This window comes from Thermofilum adornatum, assembly GCF_000446015.1.
In the GTDB taxonomy this organism is placed as follows: Archaea; Thermoproteota; Thermoprotei; order Thermofilales; family Thermofilaceae; genus Thermofilum; species Thermofilum adornatum.
The window spans coordinates 301,602-321,793 of sequence record NC_022093.1; the positions used below are offsets into that span (position 1 = coordinate 301,602).

23 protein-coding genes are annotated in these 20,192 nt (G+C 46.8%); 13 read left to right on the forward strand and 10 right to left on the reverse strand.

The annotated features are described in order from the left end of the window. Positions 1-12 precede the first annotated feature (12 nt). The gene (locus tag N186_RS01670) at positions 13-1,164 is read right to left on the reverse strand and encodes a glycosyltransferase family 2 protein (RefSeq protein ID WP_020962039.1); all 1,152 of its coding nucleotides are present in this window, start codon (positions 1,162-1,164) and stop codon (positions 13-15) included. Between the two features lie 63 nt (positions 1,165-1,227). Here N186_RS01670 and N186_RS01675 point away from each other — a divergent pair, with 63 nt between their 5' ends. The 8 genes from N186_RS01675 (at position 1,228) to N186_RS01710 (ending at position 6,772) form a co-directional block, all read left to right on the forward strand. Beyond that, the gene (locus N186_RS01675; RefSeq protein WP_020962040.1) at positions 1,228-1,446 is read left to right on the forward strand and encodes a hypothetical protein; all 219 of its coding nucleotides are present in this window, start codon (positions 1,228-1,230) and stop codon (positions 1,444-1,446) included. Continuing rightward, on the forward strand, positions 1,446-1,916 hold the full coding sequence (locus N186_RS01680) for a methylated-DNA--[protein]-cysteine S-methyltransferase (protein WP_020962041.1): 471 nt from the start codon (positions 1,446-1,448) through the stop codon (positions 1,914-1,916). The genes N186_RS01675 and N186_RS01680 overlap by 1 nt, the downstream gene beginning before the upstream one ends. Further along, a complete protein-coding gene (locus tag N186_RS01685; RefSeq protein ID WP_020962042.1) occupies positions 1,906-2,796 on the forward strand; it encodes an ArsA family ATPase in 891 nt (296 codons plus the stop codon). Before N186_RS01680 ends, N186_RS01685 begins: the two co-directional genes overlap by 11 nt. Positions 2,797-2,878: 82 nt before the next feature. Then, complete coding sequence (locus N186_RS01690; protein ID WP_020962043.1) at positions 2,879-3,781, forward strand: DUF4129 domain-containing protein; 903 nt, start codon at positions 2,879-2,881, stop codon at positions 3,779-3,781. Then, positions 3,781-4,068: a hypothetical protein gene (locus N186_RS01695; protein ID WP_020962044.1), complete on the forward strand. Its 288-nt coding sequence runs from the start codon at positions 3,781-3,783 to the stop codon at positions 4,066-4,068. The genes N186_RS01690 and N186_RS01695 overlap by 1 nt, the downstream gene beginning before the upstream one ends. 16 nt (positions 4,069-4,084) lie before the next feature. After that, a complete protein-coding gene (locus tag N186_RS01700) occupies positions 4,085-5,044 on the forward strand; it encodes an AAA family ATPase (RefSeq protein WP_020962045.1) in 960 nt (319 codons plus the stop codon). Next, complete coding sequence (locus N186_RS01705) at positions 5,041-6,303, forward strand: DUF58 domain-containing protein (protein WP_020962046.1); 1,263 nt, start codon at positions 5,041-5,043, stop codon at positions 6,301-6,303. The genes N186_RS01700 and N186_RS01705 overlap by 4 nt, the downstream gene beginning before the upstream one ends. Further along, positions 6,290-6,772 carry a hypothetical protein gene (locus N186_RS01710; RefSeq protein WP_148681967.1) on the forward strand — a complete coding sequence of 161 codons (483 nt, stop codon included), beginning with the start codon at positions 6,290-6,292 and terminating at the stop codon, positions 6,770-6,772. Before N186_RS01705 ends, N186_RS01710 begins: the two co-directional genes overlap by 14 nt. On the opposite strand, the gene N186_RS01715 is transcribed toward N186_RS01710, so the two are convergent. Further along, positions 6,769-7,410, reverse strand: coding sequence for an adenylate kinase (locus tag N186_RS01715; RefSeq protein WP_020962048.1), 642 nt, complete (start codon positions 7,408-7,410; stop codon positions 6,769-6,771). The genes N186_RS01710 and N186_RS01715 overlap by 4 nt on opposite strands. Positions 7,411-7,545: 135 nt before the next feature. Between N186_RS01715 and N186_RS01720 the strand changes: the two genes are divergently transcribed. Both N186_RS01720 and N186_RS01725 read left to right on the forward strand, forming a co-directional pair. Next, on the forward strand, positions 7,546-8,991 hold the full coding sequence (locus tag N186_RS01720; protein ID WP_020962049.1) for a TldD/PmbA family protein: 1,446 nt from the start codon (positions 7,546-7,548) through the stop codon (positions 8,989-8,991). Next, positions 8,988-10,328: a TldD/PmbA family protein gene (locus N186_RS01725; RefSeq protein ID WP_020962050.1), complete on the forward strand. Its 1,341-nt coding sequence runs from the start codon at positions 8,988-8,990 to the stop codon at positions 10,326-10,328. The genes N186_RS01720 and N186_RS01725 overlap by 4 nt, the downstream gene beginning before the upstream one ends. Here the strand turns inward: N186_RS01725 and N186_RS01730 are convergent, their stop codons facing one another. From N186_RS01730 to N186_RS01755, 6 genes are all read right to left on the reverse strand, one after another. Continuing rightward, positions 10,329-11,387 carry a hypothetical protein gene (locus N186_RS01730; RefSeq protein ID WP_020962051.1) on the reverse strand — a complete coding sequence of 353 codons (1,059 nt, stop codon included), beginning with the start codon at positions 11,385-11,387 and terminating at the stop codon, positions 10,329-10,331. 1 nt (position 11,388) lies between these two features. Then, the gene (locus N186_RS01735) at positions 11,389-12,372 is read right to left on the reverse strand and encodes a transglutaminase-like domain-containing protein (protein WP_020962052.1); all 984 of its coding nucleotides are present in this window, start codon (positions 12,370-12,372) and stop codon (positions 11,389-11,391) included. Positions 12,373-12,434: 62 nt separating this feature from the next. Next, the gene (gene arcC / locus N186_RS01740; protein ID WP_020962053.1) at positions 12,435-13,361 is read right to left on the reverse strand and encodes a carbamate kinase; all 927 of its coding nucleotides are present in this window, start codon (positions 13,359-13,361) and stop codon (positions 12,435-12,437) included. A 127-nt stretch (positions 13,362-13,488) separates the two neighbouring features. After that, positions 13,489-13,785 (reverse strand): winged helix-turn-helix domain-containing protein, encoded by a 297-nt coding sequence (locus N186_RS01745; protein WP_020962054.1) that lies wholly within the window; start codon positions 13,783-13,785, stop codon positions 13,489-13,491. Between the two features lie 41 nt (positions 13,786-13,826). Then, a complete protein-coding gene (locus N186_RS01750) occupies positions 13,827-14,099 on the reverse strand; it encodes a MoaD family protein (protein WP_020962055.1) in 273 nt (90 codons plus the stop codon). Between the two features lie 79 nt (positions 14,100-14,178). Further along, entirely contained in the window at positions 14,179-16,029 is a 1,851-nt protein-coding gene (locus N186_RS01755; protein WP_020962056.1) for an aldehyde ferredoxin oxidoreductase family protein, read from the reverse strand. A gap of 116 nt (positions 16,030-16,145) precedes the next feature. Here N186_RS01755 and N186_RS01760 point away from each other — a divergent pair, with 116 nt between their 5' ends. Then, positions 16,146-17,165: a M42 family metallopeptidase gene (locus N186_RS01760; RefSeq protein ID WP_020962057.1), complete on the forward strand. Its 1,020-nt coding sequence runs from the start codon at positions 16,146-16,148 to the stop codon at positions 17,163-17,165. 6 nt (positions 17,166-17,171) lie between these two features. Here the strand turns inward: N186_RS01760 and mobA are convergent, their stop codons facing one another. Further along, the gene (mobA, locus tag N186_RS01765; RefSeq protein WP_020962058.1) at positions 17,172-17,810 is read right to left on the reverse strand and encodes a molybdenum cofactor guanylyltransferase; all 639 of its coding nucleotides are present in this window, start codon (positions 17,808-17,810) and stop codon (positions 17,172-17,174) included. Positions 17,811-17,884: 74 nt separating this feature from the next. Between mobA and N186_RS01770 the strand changes: the two genes are divergently transcribed. After that, entirely contained in the window at positions 17,885-18,310 is a 426-nt protein-coding gene (locus tag N186_RS01770) for a phosphate-starvation-inducible PsiE family protein (protein ID WP_187147039.1), read from the forward strand. Here the strand turns inward: N186_RS01770 and N186_RS01775 are convergent. After that, positions 18,289-18,858: an ADP-ribose-binding protein gene (locus tag N186_RS01775; RefSeq protein ID WP_020962060.1), complete on the reverse strand. Its 570-nt coding sequence runs from the start codon at positions 18,856-18,858 to the stop codon at positions 18,289-18,291. The genes N186_RS01770 and N186_RS01775 overlap by 22 nt on opposite strands. Positions 18,859-18,903: 45 nt before the next feature. On the opposite strand from N186_RS01775, the gene N186_RS01780 reads away from it, so the two are divergent. Next, positions 18,904-20,181 carry a Clp1/GlmU family protein gene (locus tag N186_RS01780; RefSeq protein WP_148681969.1) on the forward strand — a complete coding sequence of 426 codons (1,278 nt, stop codon included), beginning with the start codon at positions 18,904-18,906 and terminating at the stop codon, positions 20,179-20,181. The last annotated feature ends 11 nt before the right edge of the window (positions 20,182-20,192 follow it).

Sequence of the window (20,192 nt, forward strand, 5' to 3'; positions counted from 1 at the left end):
TCTGAGCGAAGACTAGACGACCCAGTCTTCTACTTTCCTGTCTCTAAGGATCAATACTCTGAGAAAGCCTGCGAGGAGTATTGACAGCCAGAACAATTGGTATATGTATAGGTACAATGGGTAAAGATACAAATATGTCTTTGATTTTACTACTCGTGCCGCAATGTAATGCCATAGAGAGAATAGAACAAGTGGAATAAAGAAAGCTCCAACGGTTAAGAGATATGAGAGATGTATGTTTATGGCTATGATTGACGCGAATGGGAGGAACTGGTTGATGAACGTGGAGAGGGTGAGTGCTACCAGATAGGCTGTTTTTTCTATAGAGTGGTTGTAAAGGGAGAATGCTAAGAGAGTTGTCAGTAGGGATGGCAAAGCATAGATTAATGCTGGGATTATGACATGCGGCATCTTCAGGGTTGCAGTCAAAGCTTCCAGGAAGTTTTCTTGAAGCCATATTGCTAGGCCTATCGCCCACCTTTTACGTTGCTTAAACCACTTTGAGATGTTTTCTGGAGGATAGTTCAGGACATATGTTTCACCTATATATGTGAACCTGTGTTTCTTTTTGAACGACCTGAGAGCTATGTCGAAGTCTTCTGAGACAGATGGCTGGAAGTAGCCTATTTCTTCGAGTGCTTTTCGTTTCATAGCGAAGGCCGCACCGTTCACGGCTATTGTTCGCTTGGCGAGTTTCCCCATTAGCATGCTTGCAAAGTTGTAGGACACGTATTCTATGTAAACCATTTTTGATAGCAGTCCCGAGGCTACAATTACTTTCTTGATGTCGCCGATATCATAGTCTCTCATTTTTTCAACGATTTTGTGGAGAAATAGTTCGTCCTCGATTGCGACGTCATCGTCGAGGAACACGACTAGGTCTCCCGTAGACATTTTTAGAGCTGTATTTAGCGCTGAGACTTTTCCGGCCCTTTTTTCACGTATTACCACTTTCACACCAGGGATTTTTCTGAGTTTTTCAGCTACGAGGGGGGTCGGTTCGTCCACTACGACTATGAGTTCTTTACTGGGATAGGGGAGACTAGCAACTTTTTCAACGAGTTTCAACAGCCTGTCGGAGCCCCTATATGACGGTATAATTATGGAAACCTTTTGTTGTGCTTCTTCACGTGAAGAGTAAACTTGCAAGAGTGTACTCGACATATATGTGCCTCCACACCATCTACTAGATAAATAAAATAAGCTTTTCTAGTGTCTATCAGATAGATGGAGGAACTAGTAGAACAGTGCGAAAAAGTTATTCTAGAAGAGGCTAGGAGAGACCAGCTTAACGGTGTCGGAAGAGTCTTTATTTCAACGCTTTTGGAAAGAGGGTTCAGCCGAGACGTTGTGACAAGTTCCATAGAAAGGTTGGCGTCCAAGTACCGTGTTAGCGTCGTAGGCAATATTGTGAAGGTGTACTTTGAGGAGAGGAGTGAGGAATAGTGGAATATGGATGCTTCTCTACGAAGCTTGGAAAGCTGTGTGGACTAGTCGACGGAGGAAAGGTTTTTTATTTGGATACTCTGGATGTCCCAGAATACAGGAAGCACCCCCAGGGTTCATTTATACGTTTGCTCGAAAAAGAATTGACCGAATATTTGGACGGGAAGAGGCAAATTTTTTCTTTCAAGCCCGTCGTCCAGGGCCCATATTCGAGGCGCCGAGTCCTGGAAGAAGTTACACGCATACCCTGCGGAAAAACAATAACATATAAAGAGCTCGCTGTAAGCGCTGGGATTAGGTCCCCCAGGCTTGTGGGCAGAATCCTCTCTGAAAACAACATATTAATAATTATACCTTGCCACAGAGTAGTATCAGTGAAGGGTCTAGGAGGCTATAAGTTGGGTGTAGACGTGAAGAAAATGTTGCTCGACTTAGAGAGAAGCATGTGTGGTGATGGGAATGGTCGTTAAAAGGGTTTTGAGTTTCTGGGGGAAGGGGGGCGTTGGCAAGACAACTATTTCTTCTGCTTTTGCCGTCGCTTTAGCGGAGAGAGGTTACAGTGTTTATCTCTTGTCGTCTGACTTTATGCCCTCTCTGCATGACGTTCTCGAGCTCCCCTTGACATATGAGCCCGTAAAGGTAATGGATAACCTTGTCGTGGAACAGCTTTTCGAGGACAAGATAATTGATTTGTGGAAGAAGCGTTTCGGAGACGAGGTTTACAGGGTTGCTTCCAGCATATTTCCAGTGGGCCCCGAGATAATAGATTATGTGGCTGGCGCCCCCGGGATAGTAGAGGAGTTCACTCTTTATTACATATACGAGCTCTTTAGGAACCTTACCTGCGACATCATTGTTTGGGACACTGTTGCTACGGGAGGGGGACTCAGGATGCTAAAAATCGAGAAGGAATTCTATGAGCACCTCGGAGAGGCGGTAAAGCTCTACCTAAAGGTTAAGGGCGTGCTTGACAAGATAAGGACGGGTTCCGAGGAGCCGCTAAAGCTTATCGATTCTTGGCGTTTACTGGCACAGGACGTTCTAAGCTTTTTAAAAAATGCTTCTCATTTCGCTACGCTTGTTTCACGTCCATTCCCGATAGATTTTCAGGTAGCGGTAAGGGCATATCAAGAGTTAAGCCAGTTTGTCCCCATAAGGTTCCTCTTCATTAACATGGTTTCTTTCTCCGGGGAGGAGAAAGAATATCTCAAAAAATTTGAAGAAACTTTTGAGGGAAAACTAGACATATTTAGAGTCCCAAGGTTTGATCCGTCTCCAAGAGGAATTAACGCTCTTAGGAAATTAATTAGTGAAAAAGACCTAGAGAAAATAGAGTCAGTCGTTTTCTAGGTAAGCTACAAAGGTTCTTGCTTTTTTCTTGTGAGAAAGCCTAAAATTTAAAAGGTCAGACTAGGTTTTTATCCAGGGGTTGATGAAGCGAATAACCGCTTTCATAGCATTTTTCTATATACTCCTAGTTCTTATGGTTTCAAGTTATAGCCAGTCAGGATTCACTCCGTTGGGAAGCGACGTTGTGGTAGTATTTAGCTGGCTGGCGGACCTTTTTCTCGTCTTTTTTGCCCTTGTGATAGTCTTTTATCGCCGTGAAATCATTGAGATTCTAGTCAAGTTGTTCAGGTCAGAAAAGAATGAGGAGCCTCTATCTAAGACTAGAAAGCCTAAGTGGGAACGATTGATCTTTCTTGCCATGCTTCCTATTCTCTTAGCGATATATGAAGAGCAAGAAAAGAGTAGGAGAGCTACTGAATTTCTTGGTTCAACAAGTAACATGAGCATCCAAAATAGTTCTATAGGTGGACCTTTCGTAGTCTCGAATAATGCTTCAGCTACACAGCTGGGCTCGACTGTTTCTGCTTTCCAGATTCCTTTAATTTTAGCAATTGTCTCGTTTGGATTTGTAGTCCTCTTAGCCATGTTTGTTGGTTATGTAGAGTTTCAAAGAGAGTTAAAGGGAAAAGAAGAAGACAGTTTAAGTAGGGAAGTTAGAAGCGAGGTAAAAACAGCTCTTAGAAGAATTGAGGCGCCCGAAAGTGACCTCAGGCATGAAATCGTAAGGTTGTATAATTCTTTTTGCAAGACAGTTGAGGGACGCGGGGTAAAGATTGAGAAATCATGGACTGCCCGGGAAATCATGTCTATAATTGTTACATTGATTCCGGCTCTCCCCCGAGAAGCAGTTCAAGAGCTTACAGGCCTCTTTGAATTGGCACTGTACAGCAATTACCCGCTAGGTGAGCAGCATCGAGCTCTTGCCTTGAGCGCTCTCCGTAGAATATATTCAACGTTAAATGTCCCAGAAGGGGTGTCTATCTAATGAAAAAACGAGAAAAAATAATGACAGCTTACATAGCAATTCTTCTAGGACTTAGCGGCGTTAGCTTTTTCATAGACAATTTCCCGGGGACTGTCCTATGGTTAATGTCTGCTTTAGCTTTGTCATTTGTGTTTTTCGAATTTCTAGCGCCATATCTCAAGTATTCTCCCAGCATGATTCCCGAGGTAGAAGAAAAAGAGAGTTCGCTTATCGACAAAATCTTAGAGGGAAAGATTAGTGTCGAAGACGAGACAAAACTTCTTAAATTTGTTTTTCAAACAGAATAGACGAAAAGTGAAATAAATGTCGTCGCCCGAAAAACAGAAATTGGAAAAAGTCTTCACCGAGATAGAAAAAGCTGTCATCGGAAAGAGGAACGTGGTCGAAAAATTGCTGGTCGCTCTTCTCTCAGGCGGACATGTCCTAATCGAGGACTATCCGGGTCTAGCAAAGACGCTTCTCGCATCTACTTTCGCGAGGGTTTTGGACCTGGAGTTTCGGAGAATACAGTTCACTCCAGACCTTCTGCCTGCAGATATCACTGGTAGCCACATCTTCGATATGCATAGTTCTACTTTTAAGTTTAGACGGGGGCCAATCTTTACCAATCTTCTTTTAGCCGACGAGATCAATAGAGCTCCTCCAAAAACACAGAGCGCACTTCTCGAAGCCATGCAAGAGAGACAAGTAACGGTCGACGGTGTAACCTTCCAGCTAGAGACACCTTTCATGGTTATTGCTACACTTAACCCCATTGAGTACGAGGGGACGTACCCGTTGCCAGAAGCACAGCTTGATAGGTTTCTCCTTAAAATAAGGATGGGGTACCCATCATATGAGGAGGAAGTTTTGATCCTCAAGAAACGTGTTGAGAGAAAGAAGGATCAGGCAGATGTTGAAAAGGTTCTAAGCAAAAACGACATTTTAGAGCTGGTAAAGAAGGTGGAGGATGTATACGTGGACGACACAATATTCACATATATTGTCAATATTTGTCGGGCAACCCGCGAACTAAAAGAGGTAGAGGTAGGGGTAAGCCCTAGGGGAACCGAGAGCCTTCTAAAAGCAAGTAGAGCACTGGCCTTCATTAGGGGACGCGACTATGTTTTGCCAGATGACGTTAAAGAGATAGCTCCCAGCGTTCTGGCCCACAGGCTAGTCATGAAGTCCGAGTCGCTAGTAAGAGGGCTGACCCCCGAGATTCTTATCGATAGAGTCCTGCAGAGGGTTGAAGTGCCAAGGGACTTTGGTGGAAAAGCTTGACTCCCAAGGGGTTTTTCCTTGTTTTCACAGGCCTTGTAATCCTTACCGTTTCAATTATACTCCAGAAATGGTTTGTGTCTTTTCTTTCTATTCCGTTATTCTTACCCGTTCTCCTAGCCATCTATCAGACTCCCATAGACCCTTCTCTTTTACAAGTTCGTCGTGAAATTACTCCGAGCACAACATTTGTAGGGGACACCATAAGGGTAAAAATCGCTGTGAAAAATCTTTCGGGACGAGACGTCCTCCTCGAGCTCGAAGAAAAGTTATCCATCAATTTAAAAGTTGACGAGAAGCTTCCCCACGTGTTGATAGCTTTAAAGCCCCACCAAGAGTTCGCGTTTGTCTACGCTTTGTCTTCTGATCTGAGAGGCCATTTCCCAGTGGGGCCCCTAGAGGTCTGGCAGTTGGACCCGTTTCTTGTCACTCGGAGAAAGGTTTTAGAAGTGCCACCGGAGACTGTGGGTTTCCTGCCCCGTATGCATAGAGTTAGCTATCTGAAAATGCCATATGCGCGGACAACCCACATGGCTGGAGAGGTACCCTCAAATACGCCGGGCGAGGGCTTCGAGTTCCAGGAAGTAGCAGAAGCGCATGAGCTGACAGGTAAAAGAATAAACTGGAAGGCCGTCGCAAAGTCTAGAAAGCCTTTCGTGAATACATATCGTGTAGAGAAGTCTCTGGAATGCCTAGTTGTCTTGGATGTGCCAAGCAATAGATTGCTTGGCAAAGAATTGACAAACGTAGTTGTAGACAAGATGGTGGAGCTGACAGCCACACTTGTAAACTATTTGACAAAGAGGGGGAACAGGGTATCCCTGCTCGTGACTGGTAGCTACCGTGACTGGGTCAGGCCAGGCTTCGGTAAGAGACACATGCTCAGGATTCTTCATTCACTTGCTGACGTCAAGTGCCTTGAGTTTAAACCGCTCGTAGACTTTTCTGAAGTCTTTCAGCTTACTTCCCCGTTTCTAACTAAGAGTGGATCCCTGATCTTCGTTGTTTCGGCCTTCACCGAGCCTTCCGGCAACGGTGTTTTGAGAGAGGCGGTTTCCAGGGGCTATACAGTTGTACCTATCGCTATTAATCCATTTAGGATCGTTGAAAAATACTGCAAGGGCGAGAAGAAACAAGTAGTCAGTAGACTAAGCGAGGTCTGGGAGAAAGGAATAATTGGAGTAATTGGCTCAGGTAGAGATCTGAAGATTGACTTCCAGTTGCTCAGATTGGTTGAGGCGATGTTAAGTGCATATGCGTGAACTTTTCACCGCTATAGCTATTTTCTCTATTGTGGCCCTAGAGACAGTGGTGCTTGTTCCATCGCTGGTGATTCAGCTTATACTTATCCTAATATTTACTGGGACTTTAATTTCCTATTTTTATAAAAGTCCTCTTCTGCTAAACGTGTTTACTAGCGCTTACTGTATATTTTTGGCGCTTCTAGGCGCATTAAACTATCCGGCTGGGGTTCTTTTTGCCCAAATAATCACCATACTGATTATTAGAGACTTCTTTGAGATTCTCATGTACAGTGAGGTCCGGGGAGTCTACTATCTTGCAAGGTACTATTTGCCATTTTACTCCGTCATTATCCTTATCTTCTACCTCTGGGTCTCGATTAGTCAAGAACTTTCAAAAAGGCTTCCAATTCAGGCAATTGTCGTGGCTACAGTTGGTATTGCCCTCATCTATATCTACGCTGTCCGTAGCCTTAGGAGGCTGGACTAGACGTTGTATAGTTTTCTGAGCCTCTCTATGACTACAGGGACTACTTTATCTGCTTGCTCGTTGGCGTCTATCTCGACTAGTCTTCCACGCTCCTTATAGAACAAGATTATTGGTGTAAATTGCTCCCTGTAGATTTTTAGACGCTCCATTATGACTTCTGGGGTATCGTCTTTGCGTTGGATGAGTGGAGTTCCACACTTGTCGCATATCCCTGGAACCTTTGGCGGCATGTACTTTATGTGGTAAATAGCGCCACATTTTGGGCATACCCTTCTCCCGCCCAGCCTTTCTAGTATAGTTTCGTCCCTGGCCTGGAAAAGGAAAGCCCACTCCGGACTGGCAAACTGTTCAAGGGCTTCTGCTTGCTGAAGTGTTCTCGGGAACCCGTCAAGGATAAAGCCCTTCCTACAGTCGTCCATAGAGAGGCGTTGCTTTACAACCTCGATCACTATGTCGTCTGGGACGAGTAGACCCTTGTCTAGAAATTCTTTTACCCTTTTTCCGAGCTCAGACCCTTTCTTTATTTCTTCTCTGAAGATGTCGCCAGTAGAAATATGGGGTATCCCGAATTTTTCTGAGACAGCTTTTGCATATGTGCCTTTACCCACGCCGGGAGGACCAATGAAGACCAGTTTCATACCTGTTTTGCGAGTTGACCATGTTCTTTAACTTTTCTATATACAAGTGTGATATAACATGTCAGCTGTAGGCTTTCCTTTGTGTAAAACATGGAAAGACAAATATGTTTTTTGCATTTTACTTTCTTGAACAAAATGACCTGGAACTTTGAAGACCTAGTTGTAAAAGCTGTTTCTCACGGCGAAAAGCTAGGCGCAACCTACGTCGAGGCGCGTTACCACTCTATTTCGAGGAGTGGGCTCTCGGCCCGCAACGGGGAGATTATAGGGGCAGAGAAGTCTTTTTCCCAGGGAATAGCTGTAAGAGTAATTGTTGATGGCTCGCTGGGTTTTGCTTCTACGAGCTCACTTACACAGGAAGACGTCTTGGCAACAGTAGAAAAAGCATACAAGAAGGCGAAGTCTCATTCAAAGCTACAGAAGAAGCCAATCGTGTTTAGCGAGGAAAGGCTTGGAAGAGTCACATACGAGGCGACTGCCAAGGTTAAACCTGAAGACGTCGACTTCCAGGAGAAAAGCAACTATCACAAGGAACTCTGGAAAAATGTAAGCACAGCTATCAGCCAGGCCAAAGTCGCAACCATGACGTCTTTTTACGGTGAAAGCCTCGAAGAAAAAATAATCGTTAACACAGATGGGGCATACATAAAGAGCAGGATACCCAGGCTCTCCCTAGGATACAACGTCGTAGTGTCCTTGCCGAGCAAGGGCGTGATACAGAGATTCTTCTCGCATGCAGCCTCCGGTGGATATGAACTTATAAATCAGTGGAATGTACACGGCTATCTGCCAGAAGACGTTAAAACATTTGAAAAAATACTGCTAGAGGCAACTAAGCCACCAGTAGACACGCCTGTCGACGTCGTTGTTGGAAGCGAGATAGTTGGGCTAATGGTACACGAGAGCTGTGGACACCCCAGCGAGGCAGACAGGATACTTGGCAGAGAAGCTGCACAGGCTGGAAAAAGCTTCATAAAGCCTAACATGCTGGGCGAAAGGATCGGAAGCGAATATGCAACAGTAATTGATGACCCAACTATTCCCGGGAGCAACGGCTTCTACCTCTACGACGACGAGGGGGTTCCAGCTAGGCCAAGGTACCTCTGCAAGAACGGCATCATCAACGAGTTCCTGCACAATAGGTGGACGGCCTCCATCTTCAATACACACAGCAATGCGGCGGCAAGAGCTATGAGCCACGAGGGAGAACCGATTGTTAGAATGGCTAACACCTACTTTGCCCCCGGCGACCACACGTTTGAAGAACTAATCGAGGACATTAAGTTCGGGGTGTACATCAAGAGCTATATGGAGTGGAACATCGACGACGAGCGGTGGAGCCAGCGGTACGGTGGGCTGGAGGCATACCTAATCGAGAACGGAGAGCTAAAGGGGCTCGTCAGGAACCCCGTGCTCGAACTAACAACAAAGACATTTTACTCGAACGTGGACGCCGCAGACAAAAACCTAGCCTTCTATGCGGGGACATGCGGCAAAGGAGAGCCAATGCAGGGTGTACCTGTCTGGTTTGGTGGCCCAAATGTTCGTGTAAGAAACATTAAGTTGAGGGTGATAGGATGAGCAGGGAAATGTTGATAGAGATTGGAGAAAAGATAAAGCAACATGCATTGAAGGCTGGCTTCGAAGAAGTAGCCGTAATGACGTATAGCCGAGAAAGCGTAATGGTAAAGTTTGCAAACGGGGAGCCAAGCGTTGTCCAGAACTGGACAGACCGTGTAGCTGGAGTATACCTTGTCAAGGGCCAGAGGATACTGGGAACAGACATCCCTATACACAACCTCGACCAGGTCTACAAGACCATAGACTCGCTGTTGACTATGCATGAAAAAATCCCGCCCTCGATGCTCTACGCTCCGTTGCCTAGCCCAGAAAAGCATGAACCACTACCAGGACTAGTAGACCAGAAGCTATTGAAGGCAATAGAAGACCCGTCGCCCGTCTCAGAGGCCATTGTCGAGTCTGCCAACAGGTACAAGATCGACACCTTCGCCGGCATGGTACAACTCACGTATGAACAAAAATGCCTAGTAAACAGTAAAGACGCACAACTCGTAGAGGACTCTACATACCTAAAGGTCTACCTAAGGTCTTTTGCCGGAGATGGTTCTGGACAGTGGAGCCTTGGCTCAAGGCGCCTAGACATGAAGAAGATAGAAGAAGTCGCCGAGACCGCTTCCAGATTTGCATATGAGTCTAGGAGGCAGGAAGAATACCCACCCGGCAAAACAAACATCCTGCTTTCACCAATGGTTGCCGGGAACTTCTTTAACTATATCGCCGACATGGCTACAGCTTCTTCCATAATGATGGGCTTCTCGATATTCATGAACAAGAAGCCCGGCGAAAGAGTGGCCACAGAAAAACTGACGCTGTTAGACGACCCAAGGAACCCTGAACTGCCAGGCTCCACCTCGTTTGACGACGAGGGCCTGAGAACCTACAGCAAACCCATAATCGAGAAAGGCGTATTGAGCAATATACTCCACAACACGAAGACAGCGTCCAAGATGGGTGGCAAATCTACCGGAAACGCCGGCATGATATTCCCACGTGTATGGAACATAAATATACATCCAGGAGACCACAGCTTCGAAGAGCTACTCGCAGAGATGAAGGAGGGACTCGTAGTCACGAACAACTGGTACACCAGGCTACAGAACTACATAGAGGGAACATTCAGCACCATACTCAGGGACGCCATACTCATAGTCAAAAACGGCGAAATAGTTGGAGCCGCTAAAAAGCTTAGGATAGCGGACAGTTTCCCAAGAATACTACAAAACATAGTTGCACTTGGAAAAGAAACATATGACATGTACTGGTGGGAAGTAGAGACCCCCACTAGGACACCATACATCCTAGTAAAGGAGGTCGGCACCTCTAAACACACAGCCTAATTATAAACTACTTTTTCTCTCTTTTTCTTCACGAAGAAAAAATATTACGATAAAAACTAGCAAGGCGGCTACAAAGGCCATTATTATGATTAGGTATGGACGCCAAGCCGGTGGAATAAACACTTCTTGTCTCCTAGTAGCGGTTGCCCGGTCAAGCATGCTGTCCCCCGAGTAGAGCTCAACCTCCACTGGGGCGTTTCTCACATCCGGAAACACCAGTTCCTGTTTCTCGTTTACATAGAGGTATACCTTCCTGGCCTGGTCTGGGGTCGTAAGAGCCCTAACGTAAACATAGCCACTCGTTGTGCCAACGTTCTGTACCACTACATGCAGACCGTCGCCGAGAACCTCTGCAGAAACTATTTTTGCTTTAACCTCCGGCGGCTCGCCCACCTTTACAAGACCCGGTATAACTAGCTGAAACACATAGAAGTCTGGCGCCTCTTGCTCGTTATGGTTTACCCACACGAGCCTTCCCTGGGTTTCCTGCGGACCATGCGCGTAGGGAGGCTCCCATCTATAGCCCTGCAAGACTGTCCCGTTGAAATAGACCTCCAGGACGTCCAGCCAGCTACGCGGGTCGGTGCTCGTAAAACTGTCCCTTACCTTAACTTCAAAAAGTGAACCATTGAGTTGCCTCACGTAGTTGCTCGTGTTTAGCCATATCTTTACGGAGATAATATAGGCTCCTGGGAACTCCTGCATTCTTCCCGTGCCCGTAACGTCACATAGCACCGTCTCTCCATACCTCTTCTCAAGCGACTTTAATACCTGGTACTTGAGAAGCTTTGGATTGTCGCTAAACAGTAGTAGCGAATAGCTTATCATCCGAGCAATAGACTGATTCATGTCTCTTGCCACATCCGGATCGTTGAGAAGGCTTTTCCCGTCTACCGTGAATGGATGAAGCTTCTGGTCTACGGTCACGGTTCCGTCAGAGTTAAAAGTTAGACGGAAGTTGAGCCCTATCCAGTACCGTGGCTGGGCCCGGATATTGATGGCCTGCAACGTCAGGCTCAAAATGAAGACTGTTGCCAGTATTGCCCCGAGCTTCCTCACATTATTCACCTCTAAAGTGGTACTCCACATATTCGAGTGTAAGGTAGCTTGGTATCGCCGTGCTAGACAGAGAAGACCCATAGTACTTGGTTTCCTCGACACCAAACAGTATGTGCCTCGCACTGTATATCCCGACGTTTGGTACGAGGCCGTCAAGCATGTCGACGTCTATCCATCCATAGGGGTCGACGTATACTTGTGGCCACATATGGCCTCCCCAGTGGAGGAGAAGATTTTCCCCCTCAGTTTCTATTGTGGAGAAGTTTAGCCACATGTCCTGGTTGTATTTTTCCAATATGATGCCGAACGCTGTCCTCGAGGGTATCCCGAGAATCCTTGCTAGGGTTACGTAGACATCAGCAACCTCCACACAGTCTCCTGTTATAGCGTAGCCCATCCATGTACGCGTTAATGCGTGGTCGCTACCAGCCCTTCCCATATATACTTGGTAGTTCACTCTCTGGACTACCCATTTTGCCAGTTTTGTGACTGTCTCGAGGGGGGTATTTGCTGAGGCAACCTCTCTTGCTATCTCAATCAAGGTTAGGTTATATATGTCCCAGTAGCCAGAGGTAGTAGTGTATTTCTTGACGAGGCCGAAGGGGGGCCAAGCGCCTTTATGTGCAGACTCGTCTACTTGATAGCTGTAAACTGTAACCCTGTATGTGACATTTATCCAGTATTTCCTGCCAGGAACCGCCTCTACGAATACAACCGCATACGTATTTCCATCCTCGTCTACCACGTACCTGATAGGAGCGGGATTCATTGATACAACGAAGCTCTGTTGGTAGGACGTGTTTTGAGGCACGGAAACGTAGACATAGTCGCGAATAGTCGTATTATAGTCGTTTTTTAGTAGGAAGCCTCCAGTAATGGTATAGGTAACACGTCCCGTGATTATAACGCCCCTAGTTTCCTCATGCGTGACTGTGATGAAGCTTGACAATAGGATTAGAAGCAAAATGGATAATGCTTTCTTCAATTTGTATCACTATTTCATGGAGAATTTTAGGTGTTAAAAAGTGTTTTGCTTCCCTGGACAAATTATTTACATGGAAGTATCCTAGTTCCAAACCTTAAATCTACGGCGTCGAGGATCTTGTCTAGATGCGAGATCACAGACACTTTCCCAGTCTTCTGTGTGTAGAGGGCTGCTGCTTCAACTTTTGGCCCCATGCTCCCCCTAGGGAACATGCCGTTTCCAACCATTTGGAGAGCTTCTCCTGCACAAAGCTCCGGGAGCACCCGCTGCGTCGGCTTTCCATAGTCGAGGTACACCCCGTCGACGTCAGTTAGGATCACGAACCTGGAGGCGTTAAGCTCGGAGGCGAGGAGTGAGGAAGCTAAGTCTTTGTCTATAACGGCGTCTACTCCCTCATAGCCCTCTCCACGCTTTATAACAGGTATGCCGCCGCCCCCCACGGCGACTACTATGTCAGAGTTTCCTATAAGCCTCCTTATAACGTTTAGTTCGAGTATTCTCCGCGGCAACGGCGAGGGGACAACCCTTCTCCATCCTTTGCCTGGTACATGTACAAGATCCCATCCCTTCTTTTTCAGTTCCTCGAGCCTGTCTTCTGGATAAAATGGGCCTATAGGCTTGGAGGGAGACCTAAACGCTGGGTCGTTTGGGTCAACTTCTACACGTGTAGTTACAACGGCCACGTCTAGGCTTGGATCAGCAGTCGAAATGGCCTGTTGTATCATGTAGCCTATGAGGCTCTGGGTCATCGCTCCACATGCATGTAGTGGCATGGGCGGCACGTCCTTTGTTGTCTCCTGCTGGAGGTACAAGTTCCCAACTTGGGGGCCATTTCCATGTGTTATTATAAGGCTATACTTCTCGGCCAACTGGACAATGTAGGTAGCTATCTTAGAGAGGTTGGAGAGCTGCTCCTCGAAAGTGCCTCTCTGTCCTGCCCTTATTAGTGCGTTACCTCCTAGGGCAATTACGACTAGTTCTTTGCTCACATGAATATATGCGGGAAGTTTTTAAAAATATTTAGCAGAAAATTTATGAAGAAAAATAATTTGGGAAAATAGGATATACAATAATTAATACCAGGCAAAAAATGGGGAACTATATAATATAGGAAAACTATTCAAAACTTTTCACAGTCTTGTCTATCTCGTTCTCTATCTTCTTGTATAGTTCTAGAAGCTCTCTGCCTTCCTTTGTTAGCCTAGCCCAGCCCTTTGTGGCCCCACCTCTATGGAGCTCTACGAGTCTAATTCCAAGGCTGTCCTCGAGCTTTTTCAAGTATGACCATGCAAAGCTGTATGAATATCCAAGTTTTTGGGCTGCGGCTTGCAACGAGCCCGCCTCATCTATTGCTAATAGAAGGTCTACGCCACCTTTGCCCAGAACTGGTTTACCGTTTTTTGTAAACCACACTTTGTAGTTTACTTCTATCCCGAAGTCTTTTAGTGTCGTGCCTACCCACCAGCTATTGGAGGGAAGACCGCAATTGTGTCTCCATCCTTTAGTTCCTGTGTTGTTACAAACTGTATGTGCCGGCCATTGATAAGGATTATACGGTCTTTTCTGTAGGAGCCGTCCTCGAATATCTCATTGTAGAATTCTTTTCCCAGCTTCTCAGAAGCCTTAACAACTGCATCCTTCAGTGTCCCGTCGCATTCAACCTCAATTTCTTTTGTATTGTATGTTTCTCTCAGGGTTGCAAACAGTAGAAATTTTACCTTTACCATTTTCCCCTCTTTCTATCTAAAAAAAAGGAATAAAAAGTTTTACCCCGAAGGACTAAAAGAAAAAAAGAAAAATAATTTTTTAGAGCTCTATGCCTAGCTCTTTGAGCTTCTCCTTTGTTGGAACTCCGTCGACCCAGCCTCTCAGCTTGTAGTACTCCGCGAGCATCTTGTCGAGCTCTACCACTTGGCCTTTGACGGGTCCCTCGGGCATTGGCTCCTTTGTTAGTCTTGGAGGCAAGGTGTCGTCTTTGGCGCTAAAGCCGTAGAGGGACATTATGTATCTTTCTAGGTTATAGATCCTTTCACCTATCTTCAACACATCGCTGTCAGTGAAGTTAAAGCCTGCAATGGTGTTGAAGAGGTCTGCATAGTCTTTGGCCCCTATCTCGAAGGTTGTGAAGAGACAGTTTACAGCTGAGTTGACGACGCTTGTAAGGTCCTGGAAGATTTTGACCCACTGGGCTTTTCCTTCAGGTGTCAATGGGTCGATCTTCTGCGGTAGTCCAAGTATCTCGGGAGAGATTGTGTAGCCTGTTACGTGGCATCCTCCCCTGTTAGCGGTTGCATAGTTTAGCCCTATGCCTTTCGAGCCTCTTGGGTCGTAGGCTGGCATTTCGAGGCCCTTTACGCTCATTGATAATTCTGGTGCACCGTACATTTCTGCTAGCCTCTTGCTTCCCAGGGCGAGTTTTGCGCCGAAGCCTGCCTTGTAGGCCGTGCGCCAAACAGCTTCAACAACTGCCGCGGCGTTTCCAAACTTCATGTCCATGCCTTGCAGGTCTTCCTCTGGTATGTAACCCTTCTCGTACAGCTCCATCGCAGTTGCAATGGTGCTACCCATAGTGATTGTGTCGAGACCTAGCTCGTCGCAGAGGTGGTTTGCCTTGATGACTGCGGCTAGATCCATTACTCCTGTATCATTGCCTAGCGCCCAGATGGACTCGTATTCTGGTCCCTCGCTGTACATTATCTGGTACGGTCCAAATGGAACCTTCACGACTCTCCCGCACCCTATCTGGCAGCCCCAGCATGGCCTCCTCTTTATTAGGTATGTCTTTTCAAGTGTCTCTCCGCTTATCTTGTCGGCTTCTGGGTTGTAGCCGAATTGCCAGTTCTTGTAGGGGAGCATCCCCGCCTGGTTGATAATGTTTACTAGTACGGCTGTACCGTATTTTGGCAGTCCTCCTCCGGTAACTGGGTTCTTCCTGATCCTCTCTATTAGGTTCTTTGAGAGTTCGCGGAACCCTTCTGGATTAGCGATTTGTGGTTTTTGGTTTCCTGAGACGACTATTGCTTTTAACTTCTTGCTTCCCATTATTGCGCCTACTCCTGTCCTGCCAGCTGCCCTGTGCTCGTCGTTCATGATGTTCGCAAAGAGAACGAGGTTTTCGCCTGCGGGCCCGATACATGCAACGCTGACGTTTTCGCCTTTGACCCTGCTCTTCAGTATACGTGTAGTGTCGAAAACGTTTCTGCCCCAGAGGTCAGAAGCGTCTTTTATCTCTACGTGTCCATTGACTATTTCTAGATAGACTGGTTTCTCTGCGGCGCCCTCGATAAAGATCATGTCGTAGCCTGCAAACTTCATGTATGCGCCGAATTCTCCTCCAGAGTTTGCACTAGCAATAGAGCCTGTGAGTGGAGACTTGAGAGCCATCACGTGGTGTCTGCCTGGAGATGGGACTCCGGCTATGCCCGTTATTGGTCCCGTTGTAAAGGCTAGAACGTTTTCTGGTCCTAGCGGGTCAATGTCCTTTGGAGAGATGCCCTTAGCCATGTACTCCTTGAGATATCTGTGATAGAATACGTATAGGGCGTAGCCCTTGCCGCCAATGTATTTTTCTGCTACTTGTGGGTCAATTGGTTCCTCTTTAATGGTATTGTCAGAAAGGTTTACCGTTAAAATCCTGTTTACGTAGCCGGCTTTCATTTTTGGTCAAGTATTATTTTTTTCTTAGAAATATTTATATTCTCCGTTATTTTTAAACATGAATATCAAAAATTTTACCTAGAAAATTTTAAAATTGTCCAAATGTAAAAACCCGCGTGATAGACACAGGCCTGCTTTCAAGTTTAGCCAATGCTCTTGCACCTTCGGGCTTCGAGAAGAACGTTCGGGAAATCATCGCCGAGAGGCTCACCGAGCTCGGCTATGAGCCTGTTACAGATAATATTGGAAACGTGTACGTCGTGTTGGGCGAGGAAAGGCCAAGCCTTCTGCTTGCGGCACACATGGACGAGGTTGGACTTTTGACGTCTTTTATTACAGATAATGGTTTCCTTAGGGTCACGCCTCTAGGCGGGGTTACTCCAGAGGGGCTTCCGGGACAGGTCGTGGAAGTGTTAACAGCGAGGGGCACCGTAGAGGGCGTGATAGGGAGTACTCCTCCGCATCTAAGGACGGGGCCCTCGAAGGAGCTCTCAATTGATGACCTATATGTTGATATAGGTGTTTCCACGAGGAAGGAGGCAGAAGAAAGGGGCGTCGAGGTAGGGACACCTATAAGTTTCCAGGGAAACTTTAGAGACCTCGGAGACATCATAATAAGCAAGGCCCTAGACGACAGGGTTGGATGCTACGCGTTGCTAAAGGCACTGGAAGAGGGGGCCAAGCCTAGAAGGGGCAGCGTCATTGTAGCCTTCACGGTCCAGGAGGAGCTGGGGCTGAGGGGGGCATCTGTCCTTGCAAAAGAACTTGAGCCCAACTATGCTGTTGCTGTTGAAGGTACTCTTGCAAACGACGTGCCAGGCGTGCCGCCCGAAAAATACGTTACTAGGCTGGGTGCTGGCCCAGCTATCAGAATTATGGATAGGAGTATGGTTGCTGGTGTAGAGTTCTTCCGTCATATCAGGACGCTCGCGGAGCAGAACTCTTTGCCGTACCAGCTACAGATATCTCCATACAGCGGGACCGATGCCGGAAGCTTCCTGGTTCACGGTGCGACTGTCTCTGCAGTCTCCGTACCAGTCAGGTATATCCACTCGCCAGCGTCTCTAGCCAGCAAGAGGGACATCGAAAACACGACTAAGCTTTTGCAACTATTGATAGAAGACCCGTTCCCGTGACGTGGGTCACTCATTGATGGCATATTTTTCTCTGCAGATTTTTTCTGCCCTTTCCATGTCCTCATACGTGTTGATATTGAATGTCTCTATTTCTGGTCTCGAGAATACCTGGTCTACTGGGACATAGTTTATTCTCAGCCTTTTCAGAGTGCTGGATATTTGTAGCATGTTCTTGGACAATGATTCTTTTACTGCTTCTAGTGCTGGTGCGACCCTGTATATTGCTATGAGTGGCTCTATATAGCCGCTAGGCCAGATAGGTATCGCCGCGTCGAAATCCTGGAGTTTTGCTCTAAGCCTAAGGAGCGAGGAGGCTTCAAGGAAAGGCGTGTCGCTGGGAATAACTATGACCGCGTCACCCGTTGAACTGGTAAGTGCAGTATAGAGGCCTATAAGGGATGCTTGGCTGTTTATCGCGTCTCTTATTATTCTAATGTTTGTCCTTTGCTTCAGGGCTTCGAGCTCCACTTTAAGCATGTTTTCTTGTTCCTCTGTATGGACAACAATTATTATGCTTGGCTCTAGTTTTTCGAGTTTTTCTATCATGTTCATGAGTATTGGTTTTCCACATATGCGTAGTAGTGGCTTGTAGCTGTTTCCCAGTCTTTTTCCCTCGCCGCCCGCAAGTATCGCTACCTCAAGCAACCCTGTGCACCACTTTTGTTTTGTAATGATTGGTTATGGAAAAAACATATATTTTTAAGAGCAAGCTAGTGCTTATGAGTCATAGCATAGCGCGGATTTCCCATTACTTCATATCTATCCTGGAACTCGCAATAGCAATCTTGCTTGGTGTCAGCGTTCTACTGTCCCTCTTCAAGCTTGCAGGAGAAGCCGTCGACCTTGCTGTTACATCTACCTTTCAGCGCCAACACTTCGTCACCTTTCTAGACGAGGCACTCTTAATGATCGTGTCAATTGACCTTATGCGCACCCTGATAACGGGTATACAGGAAAAACACATCTCCGTGATCATCGTCATAGAAGCCGCCCTCATTTTCATCGTGAGGGAAATTATAACCATGGAGCTCCGCGATGTGTCTGAAACAAGGCTTCTCATCTATGTAGTTGTTTTCGGGGCCCTTTTTGTAGCTTGGCTAATTGGAAGAAGGCAGGTAGGGATTCAGTCACAGGACGAGGTATAGCCCGACAGCTTCTCGTGGAAAATCCTTCTAAACGTCTCGAATGCTTCTTGCCCCCACAAGACAACTCTTATCTCTTTCAAGTTATTTAGGCTTGGCGAAAGCTCCTTGACTATGTCGGCCATTATTTGTGCACATCGCTCGTAGGGGTATCCATAGATGCCAGTAGATATTGCTGGAAGGGCTATGCTCGATTGTCCCAGCTCCTCGGCCTTGAGGATAGAGTTGCGTATAGCATTTCTGAGCTTGACGTCGCCCTCGGGGTCGCCAAACTTAGGGCCAACCGCGTGGACAACGTATTTGGCCTTGAGTTTCCCAGCAGTGGTCACGGCTACTTCGCCTTCTGGGACAGGGCCGTTCCTTTTCACCCATTCATCGCTCTCTTTCTGTATTATTTCTCCACCCTTGCGGACTATGGCTAACGCGACTCCTCCCCCGTGCTTGAGATAGCTGTTAGCCGCATTGACAATGACATCTACGTCTTGCTCGGTGATGTCTCCTTGGATAAGCCTCACAGTAACATTTCCTATCTTAAAACGGGTTTGAACCACGACAAAAAATATTTCACTGGAGATAAAAAGGTTATTGGAGAACCAATGCCGAAGATTACTATTCCTGAGGGCTACACGCTCATAGTTGAGGGCGAGTCTTCTTTTAGGGTTCTAGGCGGAGAGCTTAGAGCCTATGGATCAATACTTGAGGCGGACCGCGAATACACCGTGGAGCCGCTAAGAGCTGTTCCACTCTACGCATTGAAGGATTCAGAGATAGACCTGTATACTGGCAGAGTATCCTTTGTTAAGGGGGACACTGTCCCGCCTTCGCGTGAGGAAGTCTTCCGTATTCTCGAAAAAGACGCCAAGAAGATAATGATAGTTGGCGGACTAGACTCAGGGAAAACTTCCGTGGCTACTTTCCTCGCAAACAAGTTCGCCGAGAAAGGCGAAAAAGTCGCAGTAGTCGACGCGGATATAGGTCAGAAAAGCATTGGCCCGCCCACGACTATTGGGCTCGGCATAATAGAGAAGCCAGTGCTTACGCTTTCTGAGGCACACTTCATAGATGGGTTCTTCGTGGGAAACATAACGCCAGCAGGCCTACTACACAGGCACGTTGCAGGCGTGAAGCTCCTAGTCGAAAAGGCTGAGGACGAGCTGAAGGCAGACCGGATAATCATCGATACGACGGGCTGGGTTACAGAGCTCGAAGGCAGGGAGCTTAAGCTTTTCAAAGCCCTAGTCGCAAAGCCAGACGTTGCCCTAATCGTGTCTAGACCAAACGAATGCATACAGATGGAGAAGATACTGGGCCAAGTAACGAAGACCATCAGGATAGACGTCCCACAGCTTGTAAAGGCTAGGGACCGCGTAGACAGGAAAGAGTACCGGAAATACCAGTACAGGAAGTATCTGGCCAATGCAAAGACAACAAAAGTGAGCTTCGTGGGTAGAAAAATCCTCTACACCTTGACCTTCACAGGGAACGAGCTGGGAAAAAACGAGCTCACAAGGCTTGAGTACATTCTAGGTAGCAGAGTCCACTATGCAGAGATGTCAGACGACCATGTAAGCATATTCTCTGAAAAAAGCGTCCCAGAAGAGATTTCCTCCTTCCTAAAAGCCATGTATGGACACAGGCGGGTAAGAATAATGACGGGAGCAGAGTTCATGCATACCCTCGTCGGAATAAGCGGCGACGGCAAAATGCTCAAAGGCATAGGGATAATATCTGGGGTAGATCTGTCTTCCCGTAGCTTTGAGGTACTGTCCAATGTCGACATAGGAGAAAACGACACAATAATGTTTGGACTAGTCAAGGTGAACCCGTTGACCTTCGAGGAGGAAACAATAATAGAAAAAAACAGTATTTTTTAGGGAGCCACGTC

Coding starts and splice junctions, on each gene's coding strand:
- N186_RS01685 (WP_020962042.1), top strand. CDS start 1,906: ATGGTCGTTAAAAGGGTTTTGAGTTTCTGGGGGAAGGGGGGCGTTGGC.
- N186_RS01725 (WP_020962050.1), top strand. CDS start 8,988: ATGAGCAGGGAAATGTTGATAGAGATTGGAGAAAAGATAAAGCAACAT.
- N186_RS01770 (WP_187147039.1), top strand. CDS start 17,885: ATGAGTCATAGCATAGCGCGGATTTCCCATTACTTCATATCTATCCTG.
- N186_RS01720 (WP_020962049.1), top strand. CDS start 7,546: ATGACCTGGAACTTTGAAGACCTAGTTGTAAAAGCTGTTTCTCACGGC.
- N186_RS01675 (WP_020962040.1), top strand. CDS start 1,228: ATGGAGGAACTAGTAGAACAGTGCGAAAAAGTTATTCTAGAAGAGGCT.
- N186_RS01755 (WP_020962056.1), bottom strand. CDS start 16,029: ATGAAAGCCGGCTACGTAAACAGGATTTTAACGGTAAACCTTTCTGAC.
- N186_RS01780 (WP_148681969.1), top strand. CDS start 18,904: ATGCCGAAGATTACTATTCCTGAGGGCTACACGCTCATAGTTGAGGGC.
- N186_RS01750 (WP_020962055.1), bottom strand. CDS start 14,099: ATGGTAAAGGTAAAATTTCTACTGTTTGCAACCCTGAGAGAAACATAC.
- N186_RS01690 (WP_020962043.1), top strand. CDS start 2,879: ATGAAGCGAATAACCGCTTTCATAGCATTTTTCTATATACTCCTAGTT.
- N186_RS01700 (WP_020962045.1), top strand. CDS start 4,085: ATGTCGTCGCCCGAAAAACAGAAATTGGAAAAAGTCTTCACCGAGATA.
- N186_RS01715 (WP_020962048.1), bottom strand. CDS start 7,410: ATGAAACTGGTCTTCATTGGTCCTCCCGGCGTGGGTAAAGGCACATAT.
- N186_RS01695 (WP_020962044.1), top strand. CDS start 3,781: ATGAAAAAACGAGAAAAAATAATGACAGCTTACATAGCAATTCTTCTA.
- N186_RS01670 (WP_020962039.1), bottom strand. CDS start 1,164: ATGTCGAGTACACTCTTGCAAGTTTACTCTTCACGTGAAGAAGCACAA.